The organism is Agrococcus lahaulensis DSM 17612 (assembly GCF_000425105.1).
In the GTDB taxonomy this organism is placed as follows: Bacteria; Actinomycetota; Actinomycetes; order Actinomycetales; family Microbacteriaceae; genus Agrococcus; species Agrococcus lahaulensis.
Genome location: NZ_AULD01000005.1, coordinates 349,861 through 370,195, shown reverse-complemented (window position 1 = coordinate 370,195; position 20,335 = coordinate 349,861). Strand labels below are relative to the sequence as shown.

Here is a 20,335-nt window from a genome sequence, read left to right as displayed (position 1 = left end):
GAATCCTCCACCGCTGGTCGAGCAGCTCCGCCCGCTCTGCCGATGGCCGCTCCAACGATGGCTGAGCCGGTCCGCGCGCACAGCGCGCTGACCGTGTCGAAGCCGCCGGGCGGGAGTACGTCGCGCAGCGGCTTCGACGCGGTCAGCCGCCTTCGGCGGCGGACCGGCTCAACCAGCGGCGTGGCCCAGCCCCGCAAGGCCGATGTGCCCGTGAGACGCCCCGCGCGGCTCCTGCGCGCCCGCAAGGCCGAGCAGCGCGAGTGCGGCCTGCTCGGGGACCGAGATGTCGAGCCCGGTGACCTCGCGGAAGACCGCGAGCCGGTTGACGACCGTGTTGCGATGCACGAACTGCGCCCCCGCCGTCTCCTTGATCGAGCCTGTCCGGCACACATGCAGGACGGTGCCGACGACGCGCTCACGCTCGGCGTCGGGCAGATCTCGGAGTACATCCTGCACGCGAGCGACGCTCGGCAGGACGGGGGAAAGCCGTTGGTGAGCGAGCGACATCCATGAGCTCGCCTCCGTGGCAAGCCCTTCCCCTGGCAGGGCCGCGATCTCGCGCAGCAGCGTCGCGACGGCGGGCAGGCTCGCGAGGCCATTGGCCGCGGGCTCGTAGGCACCGCGTGTGCCCTCCAGCGCCGAGCGCAGCCGGTGCCCGTGGCCGCGCGGTGCCACGAAGACCGCGCCGGCATCGATGTCCCACGACACGGCAGACGGTCCTCCGATGGCCGCGACAGCTCGACGGGCCCTGTCTGCGTCTCCCTCCAGCACGAAGGCGACCTCGAACACCCCGTCGATCGCTAGCTGCAGGCGGGGCTGTTCGGCGAGCGCGACGCGCGCGGCCTCTCGACCCGCGGCCAGGAGGCGGCCGAGTGCGCGGCCGCGGTCGATCTGCGTGTTCCGGGCGAGCGCCGCCTGCTCGTCGAGGAACGCGACCTGCACGTCGCCGATGTAGCGCTCCACGACCTCCAGCACCTCTTCGGCGTGCAGCACGAGCAGGTCCGCGGGCGCGTCGCCGAGCGCGCGCTGCAACCCAGCCCAGATGACGCGGAAGTCGAGCCGCACCGCCTCCAGCACGTGCTCGCGCTCAACGCCTTGCCTCGCGCGGCGCGCGCCCAGTCGGGCCGGCAGCGTTCGGAGCTCCTGCGGCAGGGGCGATCCAGCGAGCTGAGCGATGAGCATGTCCATGGTCTCGCCGGCCGTGCGCCGGAGCTCGCCTTCCGTCACGAGCTCGGCCCTGTAGCTCCCGAGGGCCGCAAGACGCTGCAAGAAGTCGTCGACGAGCGCGTCGTGGTCCGCCGCGAGCCGCTCGAGCAGTCGCCCCCACGCGGCGGCCGTCTCGCCTCGCTCCACCGTGCCCTCCCGTCTGGATGTCGGCACAGGCTACCGTTGGGGGCACCGACCGCGGCGCCGATCAAGGTGGGCTCATCGGTGAACTTTCATCGGCATCGCCGTGGCCCGACGCCCGCCCTCGTCATCCACCACCGAGCGTGCGGATGTGCAGATGCACAGCCCCAAGCGGGATGCGTAGGCGATTGACGATTGTCGTCGGTGTGCTCGGAGGCGCAGGCTGTACGCAACACAACCCGCGCAGCAGGGAGCACGACTATGGCAGTCACAGATCAGGCGGCGGCGAGCTCGGCTCGACTCGACGCCACCAAGATGCGGAAGATCGCCTCGGCGAGCGTCATCGGCACCACCGTCGAGTGGTACGACCTCTTCCTCTTCGGCACCGCATCCGCCCTCGTCTTCAACGAGGTGTTCTTCCCCGACGTGCCGCCCGCGGTCGGCACGATCCTGGCGTTCCTCACGTTCGCGTCGGCCTATCTCGCCCGCATCATCGGCGCGATCGCCTTCGGTCACTTCGGCGACCGCATCGGGCGCAAGTCCATGCTGCTGATCTCTCTGATCACCATGGGCGTGGCGACGCTCGGCATCGGCCTCATCCCCGACGCGAACACGATCGGCCTGGCGGCGCCGTTCCTGCTGCTCGGGCTGCGCGTCGTTCAGGGCCTTGCGCTCGGCGGCGAGTGGGGCGGCGCGGTGCTCATGACGGTCGAGCACGCCCCGGCGCACCGCCGCGGCTGGTACGGCTCGCTCGTGCAGGTGGGTGTGCCCGCCGGAACGCTGATCGCCAACCTGGTCTTCCTCATCGTCACCTCGGCAGTCGACCGCGAAGCGCTCCTCACGTGGGGTTGGCGCGTGCCGTTCATCGCGTCGATCGTGCTGGTCGCCGTGGGCATCTACATCCGCCTCAACATCGAGGAGACCCCGTCGTTCCAGCAGGTGCGCGAGCAGGGCGCGAAGGCGAAGCTGCCCTTCGCCTACCTGATGAAGAAGTACTGGAAGCAGGTCATCCTCGGCGGCGTCGCGACGCTCTCGACGGGCTCCACCTTCACGCTCCTCGTCGCGTCGGGCGTCTCCTACGGCACCTCGGAGCAGGGTCACTCCGATTCGGTGATGCTCTGGGCCGTGCTGATCGCGTGCATCATCGCTCTCGTAGGCATCCCGTTCTTCGGCCGCCTCTCCGACCGCATCGGGCGCAAGAAGATCATCGCCGCCGGCATCGCGGGCGAAGTGCTGCTCGCTTTCCCGTTCTTCTGGCTCATCGACACCGGCACGATCTGGGGCGTGTTCCTCGCCTACTCGCTCATGATGCTCGCGTTCTCGGCGAACTACGGGCCGATCGCGACCTTCCTGGCCGAGCTCTTCGGCAGCAAGATCCGGTACTCGGGTCTCTCGGTCGCCTACATGCTCTCCGGTCTGCTCGGTTCGGCGATCACCCCGGCCATCACGGTGTGGCTGCTGACGCTCACGGGCCAGTCGTCGTCCATCGCCTGGTACGTCGGCCTCGCCGCGCTCGTCTCGCTCGTGGCGCTCTGGCTGCTGGCCGAGAACCGGCTGGTGAGCATCGACACGGTCGACTCCCGCCAGGTCGACCCGGGCGCGGACGTCGCTCCGGCTGAGTCGGGCGTCGACGACCGCGGCCGCGCCACGACCGAGCACGGCGGCTCGGTGACGGTGCAGGCGTGACCATCCAGCGGATCCGAACGGTCGACGGGCTCGCGGAGCCCGTCGGCCCGTTCTCCCACGGCGTGGTGGCCGACGGACTGGTGTTCACGAGCGGTCAGCTGCCCGTCGACTCGAATGGCGCCCAGCCAGAGGCCTTCGAGGATCAGGTGCAGGCGGCGATCGACAACCTGCACCGGGTGCTCGAAGCTGCGGGCAGCGGCCTCGACCAGGTGCTCAGCGTCCGCACCTTCCTCACCGACCCGGCGCAGCTCGAGCCCTACAATCGCGTCTACCAGCGCTCCTTCGGCGAGCACCCTCCGGTGCGCACGACGGTGTGCGCGACCTTGTGGGGCGCGTCGCTCGAGATCGACTGCATCGCGCGAGTGCGGGATGCCGCCGACGAGCCGGGCGGAGCTCGCTGATGCGGTCCGACGCTCTCGTCGCCGCGCTCGCCGATGTCGAGCTGCCTACCCTCGGTCACACCCTCGAGAAGGGCTTCTGCGGCCCGGGCATTCGCGCGGTCGGCGACGTGCGTCGCACCGCTGGCATCGCGCGCACGCTCGAGCTGGCCGAGCCGGACGCGCTCGCGGTCAACGAGGCACTGCTCGCGCTGCAGCCCGGCGACATGCTCGTCATCGCTGTGGCATCCGGGGTGCACGCACCCGTGGGCGCCGTCACGACGGCTGGCGCTCGCGCACAAGGCGCCGTCGGCATCGTGGTCGACGGACCAGTCACCGATGTGCGCGTGCTCGCTGACAGAGCCCGAGACCTGCCGGTCTGGTCGACCGGCACCACTGCCCGCACCACCAAGCGGCTCGGCCGTCCCGTGCGCCTCGACGTGCCCGTCTCGATCGGCGATGCGACGGTGCGCCCCGGCGACGTCGTCGCGGGCGACGAGCACGGAGTGCTGGTGCTGCGGCCCGAGGAGGTCGAGCAACGGCTGCTCGATGAAGCCCGGGCCTCCGATGAGGCTGAACCGACCCTGCTCGCCCGTATCGCCGCGGGCGAACCCCTCGAGACCCTGATAGCGCGCACCCCCACGGAGATCCGATGACCATCACCGAGAGCACGCCGGTTGCCCCGATGACCAAGACCGACCGCTCCGCCGGCCACCTGATCGTGGCGCAGCTGGAGCACGAGGGCGTCGAGCGCGTGTACTGCGTGCCGGGCGAGAGCTACCTCGACGTGCTCGACGGCCTGCACGACTCTTCGATCAGCACAGTCGTCACGCGACACGAGGGAGGCGCCGGCTTCATGGCGCTCGCCGAGGGCCGCCTGACGGGACGACCCGGCGTGGTGCTCGTGACCCGCGGTCCAGGTGCCGCCAACGCGTTCATCGCCGTGCACACAGCCCATCAGGATGCCACCCCGCTCGTGCTCATGGTGGGCCTGATCCCGGTCGCCGACCGAGGCCGCGAGGCCTTCCAGGAGTTCGACCTCACGAGCTGGTTCGGCAGCACGGCCAAGCACGTCGTGACGCTCGACGACCCCTCATCGGCCGCGCGAGTCGTCGCCGAGAGCATGCGCATCGCCCGCAGCGGCCGCCCTGGGCCCGTGGTGATCGGCCTGCCCGAGGACGTCATCCGGCTCTCGGCGCAGGGCGCCGATGTGCTCGACCCCTCGCGTGCGGCCACCGGCGCGCCCTCCGACGCCGTCATGGCCGAGCTCGACGAGCGCCTCGAGCGCGCGCAGCGACCGCTCATCGTGGTGGGCGGCGACGGCTGGTCTGCCGAGGCCGGACGCTCGCTCGCCGATTGGGCCGGCGCTCAGGGCATCCCCATCGCGGCCGACTTCCGGGCGTGGGATGCGGTACCGCATGACAGCGATGCCTATGTCGGTTCGCTCGGCTACGGTCGCGCGGACTCGCTCGCCGCGCTCGTCGCCGAGACCGACCTGGTCTTGCACGTCGGCTGCCCGCGCACCGATGTGCAGAGCGACGGCTACCGGCTCCTGCAGGCCGCCGAGACGGTCGTCGCGATGGCGGGCGAGCCGCTTGGGCACTCGGGCAGGCTGGATCAGCTGATCGGTGCCGATCCAGTCGCCTTCGCGGCCGCGCTCCTCGAGACGCGGCATCGCTTCGACCTCGAGCGGCTGCGGACCGCCCGCGCGGAGCACCTGCGCTTCTCGACGCCGTCGGCTGAGCCGGGCGCATCCGGGGACTACGTCGACCTGACCGCGGTGATGGCCGTGCTGCGCGACGAGCTCAGCGAGGATGCGGTCATCACTTTCGGGGCCGGCAACCACGCGATCTGGCCCTCGCGCTACCTGCCGCACCGCGTGCCCGGGACGCTGCTGGCACCGCGCAACGGCGCCATGGGTATGGGAGTTCCGGCCGCTGTCGCCGCCTCGCTCGTCGACCCCAAGCGCGAGGTCGTCTCGATCGCAGGCGACGGCTGCTTCCTCATGAACGGGCAAGAGGTCGCGACCGCGATCGGCTACGGTGCCCGGTTCATCGCGATCATCGTCGACAACGGCGTGTACGCGACCATCCGCGAGCACCAGGAGACGCACTACCCTGAGCGGCCCTCAGGCACGCACCTCACGAACCCTGATTTCGCGGCGCTCGCGCGCTCGTTCGGCGCTTTCGGCGCCACGGTGACGAGCACCGAGCAGTTCGGGGACGCGTTCCGCGCTGCACGGGTGAGCGGATTGCCCGCGGTGCTGCACCTGCGTCAGGACCCTACCGCTCGCGCGCCCCGCACTGATCGATGACCGCCGATCGAAGGCCCGCATTCCCGGATGCCGCCGACAGAGGAGACCAGATGACGCTCGACGAGAAGACCCAGCCGGCGACGCTCGATCCGGTGCGCGCACAGGCGTTCCTGGCCGATTTCGCCACCATGAGCGCGTTCGGCGCCACGATTCACGGCGGCGTCGACCGGCAGGCCGCGAGCCCGGCAGACATCGAGCAGCGCCGCTGGTTGCAGGGACTGCTCGAGCAGCACGGGCTGCGCGTGCAGTACGACCGCATCGGCAATCAGTTCGGCCTGCTCGAGCTGAACCCGGGTGCCCCCTACGTGGTGGTCGGCTCGCACATGGACTCGCAGCCCACGGCGGGCCGCTACGACGGCGCGTACGGGGTGCTGGCTGCCGCGCACGCGATCTTCCGCATCGCTGACGAGCTCCGCGAGACCGGTGAGCAGCCGGCGCTCAACCTCGCTGTCGTCAACTGGTTCAACGAGGAGGGCTCGCGGTTCGTGCCCTCCATGATGGGCTCGTCGGTCTACACGGGCCTCATGCCGCTCGAGGAGGCGCTCGCAGTCGAGGACCCGGCCGGAATCAGCGTGCGCGAAGCGCTCGAGCCGACCGGCTTCCTCGGCGAGGGCGACGGCCCAGTGGCGGCTTGCTGCGCGGAGATCCACATCGAGCAGGGACGACTGCTGGAGGACGCCGGGACCACCATCGGCCTCGTGACCGCGAGCTGGGCGGCGAGCAAGTACGTCGTCACCGTGGAAGGCGAGCAGTCGCACTCGGGTGCGACGGTGATGGCCGACCGGCGTGATGCGCTGCTCGGAGCCTCGCAGCTCGTCGTCTTCGCGCGCGAGCTCGCTGACCGATTCCCGGGGGTGCTGCACACCGCGGTAGGCAAGCTCGACGTCTACCCGAACTCGCCCGTCGTGGTTGCCTCGCGCGTGCGGCTGCTGCTCGACCTGCGCTGCGCCGATGAAGCCGTGCTTGCCGAGGCGAACGCGCTCCTGCAGGCGGAGCTGCCGCGCATCGAGGAGCGCGTGAACGTCGCGCTCTCGGTCGAGAAGTCGCACGAGTGGGGCATCAACCCGTACCAGCCGGAGGGCGTCGAGCTCGCCAGGTCGGTCGCCGCGCGGCTCGGCTACGCGCACGACGAGATCAAGACCGTCGCCGGTCACGACTCGATCAACATGAAGGAACGCGTGCCTACCGTCATGCTCTTCGTCCCATCGGTCCAGGGCGTCTCGCACAACGAGGGCGAGTACACCGAGGACCGAGACGCGCTGGCGGGCCTCGATGTGCTGACCGGCGTCGTGCGCAGGCTCGCCTCTGGCGAGCTCCGGGCCTGACGCGCTGCCGGCATCCACCACCCGCAGTCCGGCCCTGACCCCGCGGCCGACACGATCCCAGGAGAGCCATGTCCTACCGCTCCGTTGACCCCACGACTGGCGAGCTGCTCGCCGAGTACCCCCACGCCACGGACGCCGAGCTCGAGGCGGTGCTCGCGGCCGCCGACGCCGCCGCTGCGTCGATGCCGGTGCTGATGGACCGCATCGCGGCCATGCGCGAGATCGCGGCGGCGTTCCGCGAGCAGGAGCGCGAGCTGGCCGAGATCATCGCGCGCGAGATGGGCAAGCCGGTCGGTGAGGGCATCGGTGAGGTGCGACTCGTCGCCGAGATCTGGGAGTGGTACGCCGATCGGCCGCAGCTGCTTGATGATCGCGAGCTCGACACGGTGCTCGGCGGCACGCGGGCTCGCGTGCAGCTGCGGCCGACGGGGCCGGTGCTCGGCATCATGCCGTGGAACTTCCCTTACTACCAGGTGGCGAGGCTCGCTGCTCCCAACCTGCTCCTGGGCAACCCGGTGATCATCAAGCATGCAGGCAGCTGCACGGGCGCGGCGCTCGCGATGCAGGCGATGGCCGACGCGACCGAGCTGCCGCTGGGCGCGTACCAGACGGTGCTCGCCACCAACGAGCAGATCGCGGCGGCAGTGGCCGACCCGCGTGTCCAAGGGGTCTCCCTCACCGGCAGCGAGCGGGCTGGAGCGGCGGTCGCAGAAGCCGCCGGGCGCGCGCTCAAGCGCTGCGTGCTTGAGCTGGGAGGTTCCGACCCCTTCATCGTGCTCGGGGTCGACGACCTCGACGCGATCGTGGCGACCGCGATAGAGGCGCGCACTCGCAACTGCGGTCAGGCCTGCACCTCGGCCAAACGCTTCATCGTGCATGAGTCTCTGCACGACGCCTTCGTCGAAAAGCTCGTCGCCGGACTTGACGCGCTGCGCGTGGGCTCGCCCTTCGACCGCGACGTGCAGGTCGGGCCGATGTCCAGCGAGAGCGCAGCCGACGCGCTGGTCCGGCAGGTTGAGGCAGCGGTGGCTCAGGGTGCGACGCTGGTCACTGGCGGTCGCCGCCGCCCCGGCCCAGGAGCTTTCGTGGAGCCCGGCGTGTTGGTGGGGGTTGACCGCACGATGGCGACGTGGCACGAGGAGCTCTTCGGGCCGGTCGCGATGGTCGTGCCGGTGCGCGACGCAGAGGAGGCCGTGCGCGTTGCGAACGACTCGCCGTTCGGCCTGGGTGCCAACGTCTTCGACACTGACGCCGAGCGCGCTGCCTGGGTGGCCGAGCGGCTGCAGGCGGGCATGGTCTCGATCGGCGCCGTCGGCGTCACGAGGCCGGAGCTGCCCTTCGGAGGCGTTAAGCGCTCGGGCTTCGGGCGCGAGCTCGGGCCGGATGCCGTGCTGGAGTTCGCGAACCGGAGGCTGGTGACCGAGACGGTCTGACCCGCAGCTCGTGCGACCGGGCATGCTGCGCCGCCGAATGACGCTGCCGCCGCAACGTGCAGCGCCTACTCGAGATCGCGCAGCAGCAAACGGCGCGACGCCCTGCCGGGCACGGCGCCGGCCGATGCTGTCGGAAGGCGCGCCCAGCTGGTGCTGCACGTCGCCCGCAGCCGCATCAGCAGATCGAGTGCGTCGTGGGCCGTGCGATAGAGCTCGTCGTCGGCGACTGCCGCGACGGAGTAGCTGGGCAGCAGCGTGACCGCCCGGGGGTACTCCTCCGTGGTCCGATCGAGGTCGAAGTGGCAGCGGGATGCGATCTCGGCGAGAACCGAGGTGTGCATCTGCACATGGTAGGGCCGGGAACACGGTGCGCCGCGTCCTTGTCGGGGCCGGCGGCGGTCCCGAGGATGGAAGGGGCAAGGCAGATGAGCCGCCCCAGGACCGAGGAGAACCCATGCCCCGTGCGCCGCAGCGTGTCAGCCCAGCAACCCTCGACGCGAGCACCCAGGAGCGCATCCTCCGCGCGGTCGACGCTCGGTTCGACGAGCAGCTCGCCTTCACGCAGGAGGTGGTGCGCCATCCATCGCTGCGCACGCAGGAGGCCAGTGCACAAGACCTGCTGCAGCGTGCGATGGAAGAGCGCGGCCTGCAGATCGACCGCTGGGAGCTCGACCCCGTGGCGCTCGCCTCGCACCCGGGTGCTGGGATCGTTGACGTCTCCTACGACGAGGTTGACAACGTCGTCGGCACCTATCTGCCGTCGGTCGAGGCGGGTCGGTCGCTCATCTTGAACGGGCACATAGACGTCGTGCCCACCGGCCCCGAGAGCCAGTGGTCGGCGTCTCCCTGGGACTCCCGCATCGAGGGCGACTGGCTGTACGGCCGCGGCAGTGGCGACATGAAGGCGGGTCTGGTCGCCAACCTCTTCGCGTTCGACGCGCTGCGCGCGGCGGGACTCGAGCCCACTGCGCGCATCCACATCCAGTCGGTGGTCGAGGAGGAATGCACCGGCAACGGATCCCTCTCGGCACTGCAGCGGGGCTACACGGCGGATGCGGTGCTGATCCCTGAACCGGAGGAGGACATGCTCGTCCGTGCGAACGTGGGCGTGATCTGGTGCAAAGTCCGCGTCCAGGGCAGTCCCACGCATCCGCGTGAGATGCGATCAGGCTTCAACGCGATTGACGCCGCCCACTATGTGATCGGCCGCTTACGCGAGCTCGAGGAGGCATGGAACGCCGAACGCGCCGAGCACCGCTACTTCGAGGATCTCGAGCACCCGATCAACCTCAACCTCGGCATGATCCAGGGCGGCGACTGGGCATCGAGCGTGCCGGCATGGTGCGAGATGGATCTGCGGATCGCGCTCTACCCGGGCGTGACGGCCGAGGAAGCCTGGGCGCAGATCGAGGCACGGCTCGCGAGCGTCACCGCTGACGAGGCGGGGAACCCGATCCGGGCGATCGCGAGGCGCAACGGCTTCTTCGCACAGGGCTACGTGCTCGAGGAGGGCAGCGACGCCGAGGCCACCCTGCGCGACTCGCACCGCGAGGTCTTCGGTGCCGAGCTCAAGACCTTCACGACACCCGGCTACCTCGACGGCAGGGTGTTCACGCAGTACGCAGGTATCCCTTCGCTCGTCTACGGCCCCATCTCCGAGGCGATCCACGGCTACGACGAGCGCGTCAGCATCGAGTCGGTGCGCCGCATCACGAAGTCGATCGCATTGTTCATCGCCGGCTGGTGCGGTGTGCAGGAGTCGTCGCCGCGCTGAGACGACACGGCGGGCACGACACGAGTGGGCGGTGCTCGGATGCTCGCGGTCGTCCCTGCGCGTCAGCCGCGGAACGCGCTGATGCCCGTGAGCGCCTGCCCGATCACGAGCGTGTGCACCTCGTCGGTGCCCTCGTAGGTGCGCACGCTCTCGAGGTTGGCGGCGTGCCGCATCGGCGAGTGCTCGAGCGAGACTCCGTTGCCGCCGAGGAGCGCCCGCGCCTCCCGCGCGACGTCGATCGCCGCGCGCACCGAGGCGAGCTTGCCCATCGAGATCTCGTGCGGGCGGAGCACCCCGGCCTCCTTGCGCCGCCCGAGGTGCACCGCGAGCAGCTGCGCCTGCTGCAGCGCGAGCGCCATCTCGGCGAGCCGCGCCTGCGTCAGCTGCATCGCCGCGAGCGGCCTGCCGAACACCTCGCGCTCCGCGGCGTAGCCGAGCGCCTGCTCGAGCGCGTCGCGGCCCGCGCCGAGCGCGCCCCACGCGATGCCGAACCGCGCCTCGTTCAGGCACTCGAACGGCGCCCGCAGCCCGCGCGCCTCGGGCAGCCGCATCGACTCCGGCACCCGCACCCCCTCGAGCGCGATGTCGCACTGGATCGACGCGCGCATCGAGAGCTTCGGCTCGATCGGCGTCGCCGTGAAGCCGGGCGAGGAGGTCTCGACGAGGAAGCCGCGCACGCCCTCCTCCGTCTGCGCCCAGATGATGGCGACGTCGGCGATCGAGGCGAGCCCGATCCAGCGCTTCGCGCCGTCGATGATCCAGTCGTCGCCGTCGCGCCGCGCGAAGGTGCGCATCGCGCCCGGATCGCTCCCTGCATCCGGCTCGGTGAGGCCGAAGCAGCCGATCGCCTCGCCGCGCGCCATGCGCGGCAGCCACGCCTCGCGCTGCGCCTCGGAGCCGTGCTTCGCGATCGCCGACATCGCGAGCGAGCCCTGCACCGAGACGAAGGTGCGGATGCCGCTGTCGCCCGCCTCGAGCTCCTGCATCGCGATGCCGTACTCGACGGCGCCGCGGCCGGCGCAGCCGTAGCCGCTCAGGTGCATGCCGAGCAGGCCCGCCTCGGCGAGCACGGGCACGAGCTCGCGCGGGAAGACGGCCCGCTCGAACCACTCCGCGATGTGCGGCCGGACCTCGCGATCGACGAGGGCTCGCACCCGCGCGCGGGTCGCGCGCTCCTCGTCGGTGAGCAGCGACTCGATGTCGAGCAGGTCGGTCGTCATGGGTCTCCTTCGTCGGTCGCGGGGTGCGAGAGCCAGGCTCGCACGGATGCGTCGTGCTCCCCGAGCAGGGGCGGTGCGGTCGTCGCGGTGCGGGCGACGCCGTCGATGCGGATCGGCGAGGCGAGCTGGCGGCCGACGCCCGCGGCGCCGCGCACCTCGCGGATGGGCTCGAGGCCGACCTCGGCGGCGAGCTCGAGGCCCCCGCCGATCGTGCGCACGCGGCTCGCGACGAGCCCGGCGGCGAGCAGCCGCTCCTCCCACGCGAGGGCGCCGTCGACGGCGAGCGCCGCCTCGAGCAGCGGCACGAGCGCCTCGCGGTGCGCGACGCGCAGCGCGTTCGTGGCGAAGCGCGCGTCGTCGGCGAGCTCGGGCACGCAGAGCAGCGCCGCGAACGCGCGGAACTGCGCGTCGGTGCCGATCGCGACCGCGAGCGGCCCGTCGGCGGTCTCGAGCAGCTGGTACGGCACGATCGACGGATGCGCGCTGCCGGCGCGGCGCGGCTCGACCGGCTCGGAGGGCGGCTGGCTCTCGACCGACTCCGGCACGATCGGCCCGAGCACCGACTGCAGCTGGTTGACGAGCGCCGCCTGGATGCTCGAGAGCAGCGCGACCTCGACGAGCCCGCCGCGGCCCGTGCGCTCGCGGCGGAGGAGGGCCGCGAGGATGCCCGCGAGCGCGTCCTTCGCGGTGAGCACGTCGACGAGCGCGACGCCCGCCTTCGTCGGCGGGCCGTCGACGTCGCCCGTGATGTGCATGAGCCCGCTCGCGGCCTGCAGCACGAAGTCGTAGCCCGCGCGCTCGGCGCCGCCGGGCTGCGAGCCGTAGCCCGTGATCGAGCACCACACGAGCCGCGGGTGCTCCGCGACCAGGGCGTCGCGGTCGAGGCCGAGGCGCGCGGCGGCGCCCGGGCGGAAGTTCTCGATCACGACGTCTGCGCGCGCGACGAGCTCGCGCGCGAGGGCGGCATCGCCCGCGTCGGCGAGGTCGAGCGCGACCGACTCCTTGCCGCGGTTCGCGCTGTCGAAGTACGTCGAGCCGGTCGCGGAGGCGGGCGGCGACCACGAGCGCGTGCCGTCGCCGCCGCCGGGCTGCTCGACCTTGATGACGCGCGCCCCGAGGTCGGCGAGCGTCGCGCCGACGAGCGGTCCGGCGAGCACGCGCGAGAGGTCGGCGACGACGAGCCCTGCGAGCGGGGCGTCGTCGGCAGGAAGGGCGGGCATGCTCCTCAGCATGCCGGATGCGACCGCCCCCGGTCGGCCGCGAAGAGCGGTCTTCTGGGCGGCGGGTCGCGAGGAGCGGTGCGATTCGCGGCGGTGCACCGACGGAGCCGCTGCTCCAAGCAGCGGGGCTTCGACTCGCTGTGCGCCTGCGGCGCGCAGCGGCGGTTCCTGAGCCGGTGCGCGCCGGAGGCGCTCACCGAGTCGAAGGGCAGGCGGTGAACAGCTACGGGTTCAGGTCGGCGAGCGCCTTGTCGGGGCGCAGCCCCTTCCACACCGGGTGGCGCAGCGCGCCCGACGTCGTCTGCTCCGTGTGCTCGACCTCGGCAACGGCCGCGCGCACCCAGCGCACCTTGCGCGCGACGTCGTTCGGGAGCCCCTCGATCGCGGGCGCCGTCCGCCGCGGTCGCAGCTCGTCGCGCAAGCGGTCGCGCTCCTTGCCCGAGAAGCCCGTGCCCACCCGGCCGGCGTAGCGCATCCGTCCGCCCTCTCCGGGGAGCGCGAGCACGAGCGAGCCGACGGTGCCCGAGAGCGAGCCGTTGCCCTCGAGCCAGCCGACCACGACGACCTCCTGCGACTGCTGGTGCTTGAGCTTGCGCCAGTCGTCGCTGCGCTTGCCGGGCCGGTAGCGGCTGTCGTGCCGCTTCGCCATGACCCCCTCGAGGCCGCGCTCGCGCGTCACCTCGAGGATCCGCGCGAGCGAACCCCGCAGCGGCTTCGAGATCTTCACCCGTCGGCTCTCGTGCACGAGCTCGTCGAGCCGCGACTGCCGGTCGTCGAGGCGCTCGTCGACGAGCCGCTCGCCGCCCTCCTCGAGCAGGTCGAACAGCACGAGCGTTGCCGGGCTTGCCTTCGCGGCGCGCGCCGCTTGGCGCCCGGAGAGGCCGCCGCGGTCCTGCAGCGCCTCGAAGTCGGCGGCGCCGCGCTTCAGCATGACGACCTCGCCGTCGAGCACGGCATCGACCTCGATCGCGGCCGGCACCGCCTCGACGAGCTCGGGGAACGCCCCCGAGAGGTCGCGCCCGTTGCGGCTCAGCAGCCGCACCGCGTCGCCGCGCCGCTCGACGAGCACGCGCCAGCCATCCCACTTCACCTCGAACGACCACTCGCGCTCGTCGTCGATGGCGGATGCGTCGCTCTGCGTCGCGAGCATCGGGCGCAGGTCGGTCGGGCGGTCGCCCTTGTTGCGCGCGGCAGCGCCACCGAGCCGCTTGCCGAGCCGCCGCTTCGGCGCCGCGGCGGGCGCATCGGCCGACTCCGCGTCGTCGCCCCCGCCGCGCGCCGCCCGCGCGGCCGCCGCCTTCGACGGCGCGTAGCCCTTCAGCCGTGCGTCGCGCTCGGCGTCCTGCTCCTTCATGCGGTGCACGAGCCACTGCCGCTTGTCGGCGTCGGTGCGGATGAGCGCGAAGCGGTACGGCTCGCCGCCGAGCCCGCCGTCGGGCCGCCCGTGCAGCGTCGCGATCACCTCGTCGTCGCGCCACTTCTCGAGCTCGTAGGTGCCCGCATCCCAGATCTCGACGACGCCCGCGCCGTACTCGCCCTTCGGGATCGTGCCCTCGAACGAGCCGTACTCGAGCGGGTGGTCCTCGGTCTGCACGCCGAGCCGGTTCTGCTTCGGCGTCGACGGCAGCCCCTTCGGCACGGCCCACGAGACGAGCACGCCGTCCTGCTCGAGCCGGAAGTCGTAGTGCAGCCGGCTCGCCCGGTGCTTCTGGATCACGAACGACCGCCCGTCGCTCGGCGTCGGCGGCTCGGCCGGCACGGGCTCGGGCGTGCGCGCCGCCGAGCGCATGCCGCGGTACTTCGCGAGCCGGTCGGGCGGCGGGTCGAGCGAGGCGATGAGGTCGCCGTCGCGCTCGAGCCGCTCGAGCACCTCGGGATACTCGAGCTGCTCGAGCCCGCCCGCTTCGATCTCGTCCCACGTGCGCGGCGCGGCCACGGTCGGCCGCAGCCGTCCGCGCAGCGAGTAGGGCGCGACGGTCGTCTTCGAGCCGGAGTTCTGGCTCCAGTCGAGCAGCACCTTGTTCGTGCGCAGCGACTTCTTCATGTCGCTCACGATGAGGTCGGGGTGCATCTGCTCGAGCGAGCGCGCGAGCGTGTGCGCGACCTCGCTCGCCTGCTCGCTCGTGACGGTGCCGTCGAGGCGCGCGTAGAGGTGGATGCCCTTCGAGCCGCTCGTGAGCGGCACGGGGTGCAGGCCGATGTCCTCGAGCAGCTCGCGCACCCACAGCGCGACGCGCGCGCAGTCGTCGAGGTCGGCGCCGGGGCCGGGGTCGAGGTCGAGCACGAGCCGGTCGGGGTTCTGCCGGTCGCCGTCGATCATCCGCCACTGCGGCACGTGCAGCTCGAGCGCCCCCATCTGCGCCATCCACGCGAGCACCGCGGGCTCGGTGAGCACCGGGTACTGCTTCGGCCCCGTGGAGTGCTGCAGCTCGACCGTCTGCACCCAGTCGGGCGCGCCCTTCTCGAGCGTCTTCTGGAAGAAGACCTGCCCCGGCTTCCGCTCCGTGCCGACGCCCTCGGTCCAGCGCTTGCGGGTGACGGGGCGGCCGCCCGCGTGGGCGATGATGGGCTCGGATGCGCGGAGCACGTACTCGAGCACGTCGCGCTTCGTCGTCCCGGTCGACGGGTACAGCACCTTGTCGGGGTTCGAGAAGCGAAGGCTCCGCCCGCCGACGACGATCCGATCGGCCGCCGCCACGTCAGGCGGACTTCCGCTTGCTCGCCGCGGTCGACTTCGACTTCGAGGCCGTCGACTTCGCGGCGGGCTTCTTCGCGGTCGACTTCGAGCCCGACTCCGCGGCGGGCTTCTCCGCCGCCGTGCCCTTCGACGCCGTGCTCTTGGACGCCGAGCCGCTCTTCGTCGTGCGCTTCGCCGCGCCCTTCGACGCCGAGGCGGCGGTCTTCGAGCCGCTCGACCTCGAGCCGGAGCCCTTCGCGCCCGAGTCCTCCGACGCATCCGACCCCGAGCCCTTCCGCTTCTCGACCGAGCGCTGCAGCGCCTCGAGCAGGTCGATGACCTCGGCGCCCTCGTCGTCGTCGGTCTCGCCGAAGGTCGCGGCCGTGTCGAGCGCGTCGCCCTGCTCGAGCTTCGCCTCGACGAGCTTGTGCAGCTGCTCCTGGTACTCGTCGACGTACTGCTCGGGCTCGAAGTCGGCCTCGAGGTCGCGCACGATCGAGCGCGCGAGGTCCAGCTCGCGCTTGCCGACCGTGACGTCGTCGCCGAGCGAGTCGAACTCCGCGGCGCGCACCTCGTCCGCCCAGCGGATCGTCTGCACGAGCAGCACGTCGTCGCGCACGCGCATCGTCGCGAGCCGCGTGCGCTGCCGCAGCGAGATGCGCACGATCGCGGTGCGCTCGGTCTCCTCGAGCACGCGCTGCAGCAGCACGTACGCCTTCGGGCTCTTCGAGTCGGGCTCGAGGTAGTAGGAGCGCTCGAACAGGATCGGGTCGATCTGCTCGTTCGGCACGAACTCGAGCACCTCGATCTCGCGGGAGCGCTCCGCCGGGAGCGCCTCGAGGTCCTCGCCCGTCAGCACGACGGTCCGGTCGCCGTCGTCGTACGCCTTGTCGATGTGCGAGAACTCGACCTTCCTGCCGCACACCTCGCACTTGCGCTGGTAGCGGATGCGCCCGCCGTCGGCGTCGTGCACCTGGTGCAGCTGCAGGTCGTGCTCCTCGGTGGCCGAGTAGAGCTTCACCGGGACGTTCACGAGCCCGAAGGTGATCGAGCCCTTCCAGATCGCGCGCATGGCATCACTGTCCACCATGGGTGCGCGCTCCACCATCTGCGACTTCTCAGGAAATGAGGGATGCGTCAGGTACGACGGGCCCGGAGGCGAGCGTGCGACAATCCCCGCCATGACGGCATCGCGGCCGGCCGGACCGCCTCCGCGCTCCTTCGGGATCGAGGAGGAGGTCGTGCTGCTCGACCCCGCGACCCTCGACCCCGTCGACGTCGCGGGGGAGGTCATCGCCGAGGTGTGCGCGGCCGACCCGGCGGCCCGCGTCGACCACGAGTTCCTGCAGGCGCAGCTCGAGTTCGCCTCGCCCGTGCTCGAGGAGGCGGGGGCGGCCGAGCGGGCGGTGCGCGGCTTCCGCCGCGCGGTCGGCGCGGCCGCCGAGCGGCGCGGACTCGTCGCGGCGAGCATCGGCACGCCCGTCGGCGCGCGCGTCTCGGCGCTCACGCCCGACGAGCGCTACACGCGCTTCGACGCGCTGCTCGGCGGCGCCCGGCCCGACCACCGCATCCAGGGGCTGCACGTGCACGTCGCGGTCGACTCCCGCGACGAGGGCGTCGCGGTGCTGCGCGCGCTGCGGCCCTGGCTCGCGCCGCTGCTCGCGGTCTCGGCGAACTCGCCGTGCTTCGGCGCGCACGACACGGGCTTCGCGAGCTGGCGCACGATGGTCGGCCGTCGCTTCACGACCGCGTCGGTGCCGCCGGACTTCGCCGACGCCGCCGACTACGACCGCCGCGTCGCGGCGATCGTCGGGCTCGGCGCGACGATCGACCAGCACTCGCTGTTCTGGATGGCGCGGCTCTCCGAGACCTATCCGACCGTCGAGGTGCGCGTGTTCGACGCCCAGCTCTCGGCCGACGACACGGTCGCGCTCGCGCTGCTGACGCGCGCGCTCGTCGCGGCCGCGGCGGCGGGCGAGCTGTCGCACGCGCCGGGTGCCGCGCACCAGGAGCTCCTCGACGCCGCGGTGTGGCACGCGGCCCGGCACGGCGCGGGCGCCGACCTCGTCGACCCGACGACCGCATCCGTCGTCCCCGCGTGGGACGCGATCGAGCGGATGCTCGAGGTCGCCTCTGGCGCGCTCGAGGCGGCGGGGGACCGTGCCCGAGTTGCGTCGTTCGTCGAGCGGGTGCGCGCCTCGGGCACGGGCGCCGACCGGCAGCGGGCCGCCTTCGAGCGCGGCCTGCCGGCGCTCGCGGGGCTGCTGCGCGACAGCTTCACGGCGTGAGCCGCGGCGATCACCAGCGGGCGAGCTCCGGCGCGATCCGCTCGCGCTCGGCGTCGGGCAGCGCGAGCTCGATCGCCTCGGGGACGCTCAGCTCCGCCCCGCGCCGCTCGCCTGCCGCCATGCCCTCGGGGTCGGCCGCGCGGATGGCGTCGAGCTGCGGCACGTGCACCGTGAACGCCTCCGCGTCGAAGACGCCGATGCGATGGCGGATGCCGTCGGCGGCGGCCGCGAGCGCTCCTGCCCGCTCGGCATCGCCGCGCGCCGCAGCGACCGCGCACAGCCCCTCGAGACCGTAGGCGACGCCCTCCTCGAAGTGCAGGCGCACCGAGACGAGCAGCGTGCGGATGCAGCCGGCCTCCGCCTGGTCGATCTCGCCGCGCACGAGCTGCAGCCGCGCCTGGTGGTTGCCGGCGACCGAGAGGGTGAAGAGGTCGCCGCCCGCCTCGGCGACCTGCGTCGCGCGGTCGAAGCGCGTCTGCGCCTCGTCGGTGTCGCCGCGCAGCCACGCGAGCCGGCCGCGGGAGACCTCGGTGATCGCCTCCGCCCACGTGTTGCCGAGCTCGCGCAGCTGGTCGACCGCCTCCGCGAGCTCCCGCTCGGCGGTCGCGAGGTCGGGCATCGGCAGCTGCAGGCGCGCCGTCGCGCGCGCGGCGGTCGCCATCGCCGCGGCATCGTCGTCGCCGCTCTCGCGGAAGAGCCGCACGCACTCGGCGAGGCCGGCGACCACGCCCTCGTTCGGCCGCTGCCACATCTCGCTCCAGAGGGCGAAGAACCACGCGACCGCGCGCGTGTGCGGCGTGATCGGCTGCTCCTTGCCGAGCAGCTCGAGCATCCACACCCGCACCTCCCCGAAGAACCCCGCGACCCACCAGTAGATGAGCAGCCGCCACGCGAAGTCGCCGGCGTCGTCGAGCCGGTCGGTGTGCACGAGGTGCCGCACGGCCGCACGGAGGTTCGGCAGCTCCGCGCCGAGCTGCACGACGGCGCTGCCCTGGCCCGCCCCCCGCAGCTCCGGCGCGACCCGCTCGACGAGGGCGCTGTAGTAGTCCGCGTGGGCGGCGCGCATCCGCCCAGCCTCGCCCTTCGCCTTCAGCTGCCCGAGCGCGTACTCGCGCACGATCGCGAGCAGCGAGAGCACCGAGTCGCCGCCGATCTCCGTCTGGCGCACGAGCGAGCCGTCGATGAGGGCCGCGATGCCGTCCATCGCCCGCCCCTCCCACGGTCGTCCTGTCCCGAGCGCCTCGACGGCATCGAGCGAGAACTGGCGCGCGAAGACGCCGAGGTCCTCGAGCAGCGACCGCTGCCAGTCGGGGAGCAGGCTCACGCTCCAGTCGATCGTCGCGCGCATCGTGCGATGCCGGTCGGGGAGGTCGCGCTGCGCGCCGGTGAGGAGCGGCAGCGACTGCTCGAGCCGCTCGGCGATGCCCTGCGGCGTGAGCAGCCGCACCTTCGCCGCGGCGAGCTCGATCGCGAGCGGCAGCCCGTCGAGGCGGCGGCAGATGTCGGCGATCGCGCTCGCGTTCGCGTCGGTGAGCTCGAAGCCGGGCTTGACCGCCTGCGCGCGGTCGACGAAGAGCGCGCACGCCGCGGCACGGCCGACGCGCGCCGCGCCGCCGCGCGCGGCCTCTTCCGGCACCGGCAGCGCGCCGACCTCGACGACGCGCTCGCCGCGCACGCGCAGCACGACGCGGCTCGTGACGAGCAGCCCCGTCGCGGGCGCGCCGGCGTAGAGGCGCGCGAGCATCGGCGCGGCATCGACGATCTGCTCGAAGTTGTCGAGCACGAGCAGCACGCGGCGATCGGCGAGGGCGCGCGCGATGCGCTCCTCGAGCGCCGCCTCGCCCGTGTCGCGGATGCCGAGCACGTACGCGATCGTCGGCAGCAGCAGCCCGGGCTCGAGCACCCCCTCGAGCGGCACGAAGTAGCGGCCGTCGGGGAAGAGGTGCTCGGCCGCGCGCGCGACCTCCGCGGCGAGCCTGCTCTTGCCGATCCCGCCGGGCCCGATGAGGCTCACGATAGGGTCGCCGCCACGCTCGAGCAGCGCGAGCACCTCGGCGATCTCCCGCTCGCGGCCGATCGTGGCGGAGTAGGGGACGGGGATGCGCGAGGCCGGCGTGGGCGGGATCTCGTCCGGCCCGCCGGCCTCCTGCGCCTGGATGCGCGACTCGTCGAACCGCTCGGCGAGCAGCGTCGCGAGGTCGTTCGCGATCTGCTCCTCGAGCTGCTCGGCTGTGCGGAACGGCAGGTAGGCGACGGTGTCGTCGGCCTGGATGCGCGCGATGAGCTCGCGCAGCCGCGGCTCGCGCGACTCGGACTCGCGGATGTAGATGAGCTTCGGCATCGTCGCGGGAGCGAGGCGGTACTCGTCCTCGAGCCCGGAGATCTCCTCCTCCGGCGCGACCCAGCCGTAGCTGTCGCCGTAGATGCCGACGAACACGTCGCTCTGCGCGAGGTACGAGCGGTAGAGCGCGCGCGGCGGGTGCGGGCGCGCGCCGAGCTCGAACATGACGGGCGCGAGGCGGAGCCGCTCGATCGCGGTCCGCGCGGCGCGCCGCTCGTCGGCGAGCTCGCGCAGGGTCGAGCTCACGAACACGCGGATCCGCTGGTCGGGCGTGCGGATCGCGGGCCGGTGCGCCCCTGTCATGGGGCACATCCTGCCGCGCGCGGGGCGCGA

15 protein-coding genes are annotated in these 20,335 nt (G+C 72.4%); 8 read left to right on the top strand and 7 right to left on the bottom strand.

What is annotated here, in order from left to right; all coding sequences use genetic code 11:
* Nucleotides 1-168: 168 nt before the first annotated feature.
* Nucleotides 169-1,353 (bottom strand): RsbRD N-terminal domain-containing protein, encoded by a 1,185-nt coding sequence (locus H508_RS14025; protein ID WP_051222537.1) that lies wholly within the window; start codon nt 1,351-1,353, stop codon nt 169-171.
* Nucleotides 1,354-1,608: 255 nt separating this feature from the next.
* Here H508_RS14025 and H508_RS14020 point away from each other — a divergent pair, with 255 nt between their 5' ends.
* The 6 genes from H508_RS14020 to H508_RS0102230 all read left to right on the top strand — a co-directional run bounded on the left by H508_RS14020 (nt 1,609) and on the right by H508_RS0102230 (nt 8,482).
* A complete protein-coding gene (locus tag H508_RS14020; RefSeq protein ID WP_051222535.1) occupies nt 1,609-3,033 on the top strand; it encodes an MFS transporter in 1,425 nt (474 codons plus the stop codon).
* The gene (locus tag H508_RS0102250) at nt 3,030-3,434 is read left to right on the top strand and encodes a RidA family protein (protein WP_245569423.1); all 405 of its coding nucleotides are present in this window, start codon (nt 3,030-3,032) and stop codon (nt 3,432-3,434) included. The genes H508_RS14020 and H508_RS0102250 overlap by 4 nt, the downstream gene beginning before the upstream one ends.
* The gene (locus H508_RS0102245; RefSeq protein WP_026372867.1) at nt 3,434-4,066 is read left to right on the top strand and encodes an RraA family protein; all 633 of its coding nucleotides are present in this window, start codon (nt 3,434-3,436) and stop codon (nt 4,064-4,066) included. Before H508_RS0102250 ends, H508_RS0102245 begins: the two co-directional genes overlap by 1 nt.
* Nucleotides 4,063-5,724, top strand: a complete 1,662-nt coding sequence (locus H508_RS0102240; RefSeq protein WP_245569422.1) for a thiamine pyrophosphate-dependent enzyme — start codon at nt 4,063-4,065, stop codon at nt 5,722-5,724. Before H508_RS0102245 ends, H508_RS0102240 begins: the two co-directional genes overlap by 4 nt.
* Nucleotides 5,725-5,774: 50 nt before the next feature.
* Nucleotides 5,775-7,049: a M20 family metallo-hydrolase gene (locus tag H508_RS0102235; protein WP_026372865.1), complete on the top strand. Its 1,275-nt coding sequence runs from the start codon at nt 5,775-5,777 to the stop codon at nt 7,047-7,049.
* A gap of 68 nt (nt 7,050-7,117) precedes the next feature.
* Entirely contained in the window at nt 7,118-8,482 is a 1,365-nt protein-coding gene (locus H508_RS0102230) for an aldehyde dehydrogenase family protein (RefSeq protein WP_026372864.1), read from the top strand.
* A 65-nt stretch (nt 8,483-8,547) separates the two neighbouring features.
* Here H508_RS0102230 and H508_RS0102225 read toward each other — a convergent pair whose 3' ends face one another.
* Nucleotides 8,548-8,823, bottom strand: a complete 276-nt coding sequence (locus tag H508_RS0102225) for a hypothetical protein (protein WP_026372863.1) — start codon at nt 8,821-8,823, stop codon at nt 8,548-8,550.
* A 113-nt stretch (nt 8,824-8,936) separates the two neighbouring features.
* On the opposite strand from H508_RS0102225, the gene H508_RS0102220 reads away from it, so the two are divergent.
* Complete coding sequence (locus tag H508_RS0102220; protein ID WP_051222533.1) at nt 8,937-10,256, top strand: ArgE/DapE family deacylase; 1,320 nt, start codon at nt 8,937-8,939, stop codon at nt 10,254-10,256.
* 62 nt (nt 10,257-10,318) lie between these two features.
* Here the strand turns inward: H508_RS0102220 and H508_RS0102215 are convergent, their stop codons facing one another.
* The 4 genes from H508_RS0102215 to ku form a co-directional block, all read right to left on the bottom strand.
* A complete protein-coding gene (locus H508_RS0102215) occupies nt 10,319-11,476 on the bottom strand; it encodes an acyl-CoA dehydrogenase family protein (protein WP_026372861.1) in 1,158 nt (385 codons plus the stop codon).
* Nucleotides 11,473-12,696: a CaiB/BaiF CoA transferase family protein gene (locus H508_RS0102210; protein ID WP_026372860.1), complete on the bottom strand. Its 1,224-nt coding sequence runs from the start codon at nt 12,694-12,696 to the stop codon at nt 11,473-11,475. The genes H508_RS0102215 and H508_RS0102210 overlap by 4 nt, the downstream gene beginning before the upstream one ends.
* Before the next feature lie 223 nt (nt 12,697-12,919).
* Complete coding sequence (locus H508_RS0102205) at nt 12,920-15,394, bottom strand: ATP-dependent DNA ligase (protein WP_026372859.1); 2,475 nt, start codon at nt 15,392-15,394, stop codon at nt 12,920-12,922.
* 1 nt (nt 15,395) lies between these two features.
* Entirely contained in the window at nt 15,396-16,445 is a 1,050-nt protein-coding gene (ku, locus tag H508_RS0102200) for a non-homologous end joining protein Ku (RefSeq protein ID WP_026372858.1), read from the bottom strand.
* Between the two features lie 109 nt (nt 16,446-16,554).
* Between ku and H508_RS0102195 the strand changes: the two genes are divergently transcribed.
* A complete protein-coding gene (locus H508_RS0102195; RefSeq protein ID WP_051222531.1) occupies nt 16,555-17,661 on the top strand; it encodes a carboxylate-amine ligase in 1,107 nt (368 codons plus the stop codon).
* A gap of 10 nt (nt 17,662-17,671) precedes the next feature.
* On the opposite strand, the gene H508_RS0102190 is transcribed toward H508_RS0102195, so the two are convergent.
* Nucleotides 17,672-20,305: an ATP-binding protein gene (locus H508_RS0102190; protein ID WP_026372856.1), complete on the bottom strand. Its 2,634-nt coding sequence runs from the start codon at nt 20,303-20,305 to the stop codon at nt 17,672-17,674.
* Between the last annotated feature and the right edge of the window lie 30 nt (nt 20,306-20,335).